Below are 6,228 nucleotides of genomic sequence, written 5' to 3' on the forward strand. Positions count from 1 at the left end.
GCTGTGTTAGAGCCCGGATGGGGCATCATCTATTACTTTGTTTTAGCCTTAAACACTTTATCAAAAGCATCATAGGCCGCAAGGTGAAGCGTGTCACCATGATCCAGCTGTTCAAAAAAGCTGAAGTAGACAGATGTGCCCTCTGGTTTTGCGCCCTCAATTTTTTCAAACAGCGCTTTCGCCACACGCTCCATTGTCGGCCCTTCTTTGCCCACGCCCACATAAACCGATTTGGCCGGGTTGAGTGGCGTCGGCTCTAGGCTCAATAAGGATTCATCATCCCACCACAAACTCGGGCTGATGATAATGTAGTGATCAAATAATGCCGGGCTTCCTAATAAGATTTCAGTGGCCAGTAACCCTCCTAAGGATTGGCCTATGATGGTTTTTTCTGCGCTGGTGCGATATTTTTCTTCCACCAGTGGCTGAATCTCTTCACGAATCGCTTTAATAAAGCTTGCCGACCCGCCGTGAGACGGAAACTCTTCTATATCTTGCTGATTGTCAGAGGGGTAAGTAAAGTCGCGCTTTCTGTCAACATTGGCGATGCCTACAACGATGGTCTCCGGAAGCAATTTTATCCATGACATTGAGCCAAACTGCACCAGCCCGGCCAGATGCACAAAATCCTCATCAGCCGAACCATCCAACAGATAAATTACCGGATACTCTTTGTCAGCGTTTTCTGCATAGCTGGCTGGGAGGTATACGTTCAGCATCCGGTTTTCATTTAATATGGCTGAGTGAAAGGTCACTTTTTCTCCGATAGTAAAGGGGCTGACCTGTACATCTTCAGGTTTAGCCTTAACCACAAGAGGCAAGCTACCCAACACTAAGGCCAGAATCGCCAGATAGATTACTTTTTTCATCGTTTCGTCCTGTCTGAATTGAATGTAAACATTTTTTCTTAAAAACCTGTTTAACCACAAGACCCCATGGCAGCGGGCAACAGCCCATTGCACGTTAATGCGGTTCGAAAACAGGTGACTACTTTTGTGCGACTAAAACCAGACCAACAACAATTGACAACAAACCTGCAGATACCAGTAGGGAGTTCATTTTATTTGCCGTTCCTTCGAGCTGATTATATTTTTAATCAAAGAATCCTATCGTTTTGAACGATATTTAGCCAGTGAGTATTTGTCTTTGCATGAATTACCAAGTCAGTACATGCGAGGCTTACAGGCAATTCAGTGACATATCGTACATGCCCTTGTCACGTTCCGCTTGGTCCGCCACAGATATATCGTTGTTTGAAGCGTTACAAACCTTTTGCTCTGGCAAAAGAAACGCCATCGACTAAAATCGACTTCCACTCTGCGGCGTTCAGACTATAGGCACTCTCTGATATGTTGGTGTTATCACTCAGCCTGATTACATAAGGCACGGTTCTGCGTTCATTGCCAAAGTAGCGCTTCTGCAACGCCATAGTGCCCTCGCTGGCGAGCCAGACCTGCCCTGAAAATGCGGTCTTTTCCAGCATCCTGGTAATAGCATCCAGATCATCATCCAGGGCTACGGTAAGCAGAACAAATTTCAGATCGTGATTTTGGGAAAGCGCTTGTAGTGTCGCCAATGTTTTGTAACAGGGGGCGCACCAGGACGTAAAAAAATAGATAACTGTTTCATTACCCTCCAGTTCATCAAACGAGTGACTGGTACCGCTGAGATCAGTTAATTCGATTCTTTGAATGGGATTATGTGCGACAGACGAAAAAGACGGGGCGAAAAAGCCCAAATATTTGGCTGTAACAAGCGTGGCAATCAATAACAAAAGTATCAAACTGACTATCAATTTTTTCAAATCAGACTCCGGAAACTGATAACACATACAGCATCTGTACAGCCATAGTGATGTTTAGCTATGCACCCTTTTAACCTGGCAACGTCGCTGTTACAGGTCTTCTGATGATTAAAATTCAGTTTATTGACAAGCTTAATATACCCAGTATGGCTAAGATGGCAAATAGTGATGTCGACGGGAAACGCAAAGGATTGATATGGCCTTTTAATACGACCCTTACTTCTGCAAAACGACATGCCCGGGTGAGCCCTCAGGATGAAATGTATGTAGGAGGCAGATCGCGGGCGCAGCCTCAGCCAGAAAGCCTCCGCTGAGGACTGGCCGGTTAAATACGCTCGCTTGTTCTGAGTGTAAGCACCTCATAACCGTCTGACGTCACTGCAATCGTGTGCTCCCACTGAGCGGATAGCTTTTTATCGCTGGTGACAACGGTCCAGCCGTCTTTCTTTAACTTAACTTTGGCCTTACCCTGATTAATCATCGGTTCTATTGTGAACACCATACCTTCCTGCAAGGTCAGGCCTTTCCCTCGCTGACCATAATGTAAAACTTGCGGTTCTTCATGCATTTCCCGACCAATGCCATGACCACAGTACTCACGAACAACGGAATAACTATCTCATCCCCGGGCAACGATTGCTCGGGGGCGCTAAAAGAATATTCGAGGCTGGTTCATTCGCTAGGAAGACCCGAATTATGAGGGGATCCCCCAGCGAGCTAGCGAGCGAGTTTATGCGTTTGTTAGTTGCCGTAAACTACAAGTTTGTGCTAACGTTTGTGTGCACATAAATATGAGGTTTATCATGGATACTCGCATACAATTTAGAGTTGATGAAGAAACTAAACGTCTTGCTCAGCTCATGGCTGAAAGCCAAGGGCGTACTTTAAGTGACGCTTGTAGAGAGCTTACTGAAGAACTTGCTGAACAGCAACGCAAAGTAATTACTCACGATCAGTGGCTTACTGAACAGGTTAATGCAGCGTTTAGCAAATTGGAAACTGGACAGAGTGAGTTTGTCAGTCATGAAAAGGCTAGCTTGGACATGGAAGCTAGAAAAATGAAAATCCGGAATAAAGCTAAAAAATGATTGTTTGGGAAAAAAGCTCATTGGACGATCGTGAGGTTATTTTCGAATTTTTATACGAATTTAACCCGTTAGCAGCAGAGAAAACGGATGCAATAATTGAGTCTAAAGTAGAGAATTTGATTCAGCAGTCTTTGATGGGAGTAGAAAGAGAAGGTATACAAGGAAGACTTTTAATAATCCCAGAAGTCTCAATGATAGTTTCATATTTCGTTCAAGATGGTGCTGTTCATATTCTTCGAGTTCTACATCAAAAGCAAAAATTCCCTGTGGGCAACTAACGCCTCAAGCAGAAGCGTGCATTAGCGCTTCCTGCTGGCTTGATTTGTGTATGCCCGGCATGGGCAAGATCCGGGGACTGGGAAATGGTCAAGTCTGAGCTACGCTCAGGCCGCTGCCGCCCACAACCGGCACGGCGCGTTGAGATTGAGAAACCTGACGATGGCCAGAGACCCCCGATTACCCGATTATGTGACAGCTGCTCACTCTGGCAGCCCCTCGAATTCTGGCACATCACCTAAACCTTTATCCCAAACAGCTTTGCTAGATGTAAAGATGTGAGCTGTTGGTGATACAGAGACTTCCGTATCCAAACACCCGGCGGGAACGGCGAGCAGCCCCACCTCGTGAATGATTGGCAATGCGGAACCGCAGAACTTACAAAAACTTTTCTTGTGACGAGTGCCTGGAAGCGTGAAGGTAGTCACAGAATCTGAGCCCGCCAACCAGGTCAACTTGGCTGAGCTCGAAAATAGATTTGCCGCATGAGCAGATCCGGTATCCTTTTGGCAATGCTGACAATGACACAGGTAAAAGCCATCGAACTTCCCTTGCACTTCAAATTTCGCATTGCCACACAGGCAAGAACCAGAATAATCGGTCATCAAGTTTCCCTCTATTGCCTGTAGATCGTGCGCACATAACGGCCTCCATAAACGGCCGGGTGAAACGAGGTCCGGCGACCAAAGGGAGCGAATTTGATGGCTTGGTTATGTGCTCTACTGCGCAGCGACAAGTTTCTTGACCCTAAGGTCTTTACGGTATTGCTCAGCATGCCAAAGCTCATACTGAGACTGCTGGGTTAGCCAGCTCTCCGATGAGGTATTAAAAGCGATAGAAGCCTAATTGCCATTTCCGGACTAATACCGGCTTTGCCGTTCAGAACGGCGCTTAACGTTTTTCGACTGACCCCGAGCGCTTCAGCAGCTGCTGTAACAGACAGACCAAGAGGCTCCAGGCTCGTCGGGTTTTGAATATCAGCGACTTCCCGCAACGAGTTCAGGCAGGACGGATGGGTAGCAAACCGTTTGAGCCAGATGGTGTCACCAACGAGAATGTGATTCAGAGTTCCCAGGATGGAGCCAAAAAAGGCCCCACGGTCTTTCGCCAAATCTGTTGCGGAGAGGTGTCCCGCAGCCTCATAAACTTTCGAGTTCATCCGCTGATTATAGGCGGCTAGCAATTCAAAGTGATTTTTCAAGCTCATCAGAGTTCCTTCTCATGTATAACGCCCCACATAAGCGACAGAGCCCACGTGTTACTGTCCCAGCGAGCCTGCGAGCGACTTAATGCGTTTCTTATACGCAATTTGCCACATTTGTAGCGCATTGCTACAATGTGATGGCAAACTATTAGGAGACATCTTATGGCAACTGCAAGCGTAAGGCTAGACCAAGATCTGGTTGAGAAAGCGACCATTATGGGCAAAGCACTAAACCGAACTATGCCAAAACAGATTGAGCATTGGGCGAAGATAGGTGAAATGATGGAAGATAATCCTGATTTGCCATACGAATTCGTTAAACAGGCAATCATTTCCAAAGCTGAAAAAGAAGCAGGAAAATTGGAGCCTTACGATTTTGGCTAAGATTACCAGTGTTTTACAGACAGCTAATTTTAAGAGAGCAGTAAAGAAGTTACATCAGAATCAGAAAAGAGACTTGGATAAAGCCGTAAAGGTACTGATGGACGATCCTCTTCTAGGAGAGCAGAAAAAAGGCGACCTAGCATTTCTTCGCGTGTATAAGTTCAAGATGGTCAAGCAGTTAACTTTACTTGGTTACAGCTACGAGGATGGCACTGTAATACTCGAATTGATAGCACTTGGTTCTCATGAGAATTTTTACCGCGATGTTAAAAAGTTATTCTGACCAATTGCGTATAACGTTTCAAGCAGCCGCGCGGCTTTATCGCGTCGGCCTGCCTTGCCTTGTTATGGGTGTTTTGGCACAATATACCAATATTTGGTACAGGAGTCTCCCCATGGCTAGAAATACCAGCATTACGCTCGGCCCCCACTTTGACGAGTTTATAGCCACTCAGGTTGAAAATGGCCGCTATGGCTCGGCGAGTGAGGTAGTACGTGCCGGACTGCGTCTGCTTGAAGAAACGGAAAGTAAGCTTGAACGGCTCCGACGCCTCCTGGATGAAGGCGAGCAGAGTGGAATAGCAGAATATTCCCTTGAAAGCGTTATTACAGAACTGGACAACGAAGCTCACTGATGCGTCCATACCTGCTCACTGCCGCTGCCCGAAAAGACGTTATCGATATAGGCCGTTTCACCACCGAAAAATGGGGAAAACGTCAACGAGATAAATACCTCAGGCAGATTGACGATGCTTTCAAGCTGCTTGCTCGCCAACCTGATATTGGCCGCGATGCGGATGACATAAAACCAGGGTACAAAAAATTCAGTCAGGGCAGTCATATCATCTTTTACCGAGCCGGCACGGAATCCAGGATCGTTGTAATCCGAATTCTCCACAACAGTATGGATGTGGATCAGCACCTTTAACCCCCTAACGCTTCAAACAGGGGATTTCCGATGATTTAGTTTGTTATATTTTTGCATTACTTATCATGTGCTCTGTTCTAAGACGATAACCCTCTTCCCATGCGACCAAGACTGCAAGCAAACCTGAGAAAAAAATGATTCCCATAGACATCGGAAGAAATGTTACGAGTGACATTGCCCCAATACTCTTACCCATAAATGTTAAACAAAACATTACAATTGAAAAGATAAATACCAACAAACCAATAATCGCCGTAGCCCTGGCGATCAAAAGTAAAAAGCCTAAATGTCTACTCTGTATATTCTTATAAGGTTTCATAATTCATCCTTGATGGTTAAGTTTGAGGAAAATATAACGCCCGCAGCACGCGCGGCTTTGTAATGAAGGCGTAGCCGCAATGAAAAAGCCGTCGCTGTGCCTGCGATTGTTAACTTTTTTCTCGTTCGGAAATTTGTTGAACGCCCTTACTGATTGTAACAAATGATTTATTGAGAGCCTTAAACTCTGTACCAAGTTTGGCCCTGCATATTCTGCCTGATCCTG

General features: G+C 45.8%; 12 protein-coding genes and 1 pseudogene. 6 read left to right on the forward strand and 7 right to left on the reverse strand.

Annotated elements, in window-relative coordinates; all coding sequences use genetic code 11:
* Positions 1-32 precede the first annotated feature (32 nt).
* The 3 genes and pseudogenes from CDA54_RS18455 to CDA54_RS18470 all read right to left on the reverse strand — a co-directional run.
* Complete coding sequence (locus CDA54_RS18455; protein ID WP_099036525.1) at positions 33-869, reverse strand: alpha/beta hydrolase; 837 nt, start codon at positions 867-869, stop codon at positions 33-35.
* Between the two features lie 392 nt (positions 870-1,261).
* A complete protein-coding gene (locus CDA54_RS18460) occupies positions 1,262-1,804 on the reverse strand; it encodes a TlpA family protein disulfide reductase (protein WP_180237277.1) in 543 nt (180 codons plus the stop codon).
* A 325-nt stretch (positions 1,805-2,129) separates the two neighbouring features.
* A pseudogene (locus CDA54_RS18470) lies at positions 2,130-2,417 on the reverse strand (M24 family metallopeptidase); the annotation flags it as partial.
* A gap of 190 nt (positions 2,418-2,607) precedes the next feature.
* Here CDA54_RS18470 and CDA54_RS18475 point away from each other — a divergent pair.
* Both CDA54_RS18475 and CDA54_RS18480 read left to right on the forward strand, forming a co-directional pair.
* Complete coding sequence (locus CDA54_RS18475) at positions 2,608-2,892, forward strand: type II toxin-antitoxin system TacA family antitoxin (protein ID WP_099036528.1); 285 nt, start codon at positions 2,608-2,610, stop codon at positions 2,890-2,892.
* Positions 2,889-3,170: a type II toxin-antitoxin system RelE/ParE family toxin gene (locus tag CDA54_RS18480; RefSeq protein WP_099036529.1), complete on the forward strand. Its 282-nt coding sequence runs from the start codon at positions 2,889-2,891 to the stop codon at positions 3,168-3,170. The genes CDA54_RS18475 and CDA54_RS18480 overlap by 4 nt, the downstream gene beginning before the upstream one ends.
* A 201-nt stretch (positions 3,171-3,371) precedes the next feature.
* On the opposite strand, the gene CDA54_RS18485 is transcribed toward CDA54_RS18480, so the two are convergent.
* Positions 3,372-3,773 carry a GFA family protein gene (locus CDA54_RS18485; RefSeq protein WP_099036530.1) on the reverse strand — a complete coding sequence of 134 codons (402 nt, stop codon included), beginning with the start codon at positions 3,771-3,773 and terminating at the stop codon, positions 3,372-3,374.
* A gap of 197 nt (positions 3,774-3,970) precedes the next feature.
* Positions 3,971-4,375 (reverse strand): HigA family addiction module antitoxin, encoded by a 405-nt coding sequence (locus tag CDA54_RS18490; protein WP_229748207.1) that lies wholly within the window; start codon positions 4,373-4,375, stop codon positions 3,971-3,973.
* 159 nt (positions 4,376-4,534) lie between these two features.
* On the opposite strand from CDA54_RS18490, the gene CDA54_RS18495 reads away from it, so the two are divergent.
* The 4 genes from CDA54_RS18495 to CDA54_RS18510 all read left to right on the forward strand — a co-directional run bounded on the left by CDA54_RS18495 (position 4,535) and on the right by CDA54_RS18510 (position 5,684).
* Positions 4,535-4,756 (forward strand): TA system antitoxin ParD family protein, encoded by a 222-nt coding sequence (locus CDA54_RS18495; protein WP_012518669.1) that lies wholly within the window; start codon positions 4,535-4,537, stop codon positions 4,754-4,756.
* Entirely contained in the window at positions 4,749-5,039 is a 291-nt protein-coding gene (locus tag CDA54_RS18500; RefSeq protein ID WP_099036531.1) for a type II toxin-antitoxin system RelE/ParE family toxin, read from the forward strand. The genes CDA54_RS18495 and CDA54_RS18500 overlap by 8 nt, the downstream gene beginning before the upstream one ends.
* 112 nt (positions 5,040-5,151) lie before the next feature.
* Entirely contained in the window at positions 5,152-5,391 is a 240-nt protein-coding gene (locus tag CDA54_RS18505; RefSeq protein WP_099036532.1) for a type II toxin-antitoxin system ParD family antitoxin, read from the forward strand.
* Positions 5,391-5,684 carry a type II toxin-antitoxin system RelE/ParE family toxin gene (locus CDA54_RS18510; RefSeq protein WP_099036533.1) on the forward strand — a complete coding sequence of 98 codons (294 nt, stop codon included), beginning with the start codon at positions 5,391-5,393 and terminating at the stop codon, positions 5,682-5,684. The genes CDA54_RS18505 and CDA54_RS18510 overlap by 1 nt, the downstream gene beginning before the upstream one ends.
* Before the next feature lie 43 nt (positions 5,685-5,727).
* Here the strand turns inward: CDA54_RS18510 and CDA54_RS18515 are convergent, their stop codons facing one another.
* Entirely contained in the window at positions 5,728-6,003 is a 276-nt protein-coding gene (locus CDA54_RS18515) for a hypothetical protein (RefSeq protein WP_099036534.1), read from the reverse strand.
* A gap of 3 nt (positions 6,004-6,006) precedes the next feature.
* Positions 6,007-6,228 (reverse strand): hypothetical protein (locus CDA54_RS19780; protein ID WP_218962430.1); only part of this gene is annotated, 222 nt, incomplete at its 5' end.

The organism is Lacimicrobium alkaliphilum, from assembly GCF_002591895.1.
GTDB lineage: Bacteria > Pseudomonadota > Gammaproteobacteria > Enterobacterales > Alteromonadaceae > Lacimicrobium > Lacimicrobium alkaliphilum.

Excerpts from the sequence above, each read along its gene's own strand:
- CDA54_RS18455 (WP_099036525.1), bottom strand. The coding sequence starts at position 869 with ATGAAAAAAGTAATCTATCTGGCGATTCTGGCCTTAGTGTTGGGTAGC.
- CDA54_RS18475 (WP_099036528.1), top strand. The coding sequence starts at position 2,608 with ATGGATACTCGCATACAATTTAGAGTTGATGAAGAAACTAAACGTCTT.
- CDA54_RS18480 (WP_099036529.1), top strand. The coding sequence starts at position 2,889 with ATGATTGTTTGGGAAAAAAGCTCATTGGACGATCGTGAGGTTATTTTC.
- CDA54_RS18485 (WP_099036530.1), bottom strand. The coding sequence starts at position 3,773 with ATGACCGATTATTCTGGTTCTTGCCTGTGTGGCAATGCGAAATTTGAA.
- CDA54_RS18490 (WP_229748207.1), bottom strand. The coding sequence starts at position 4,375 with ATGAGCTTGAAAAATCACTTTGAATTGCTAGCCGCCTATAATCAGCGG.
- CDA54_RS18495 (WP_012518669.1), top strand. The coding sequence starts at position 4,535 with ATGGCAACTGCAAGCGTAAGGCTAGACCAAGATCTGGTTGAGAAAGCG.
- CDA54_RS18505 (WP_099036532.1), top strand. The coding sequence starts at position 5,152 with ATGGCTAGAAATACCAGCATTACGCTCGGCCCCCACTTTGACGAGTTT.
- CDA54_RS18510 (WP_099036533.1), top strand. The coding sequence starts at position 5,391 with ATGCGTCCATACCTGCTCACTGCCGCTGCCCGAAAAGACGTTATCGAT.
- CDA54_RS18515 (WP_099036534.1), bottom strand. The coding sequence starts at position 6,003 with ATGAAACCTTATAAGAATATACAGAGTAGACATTTAGGCTTTTTACTT.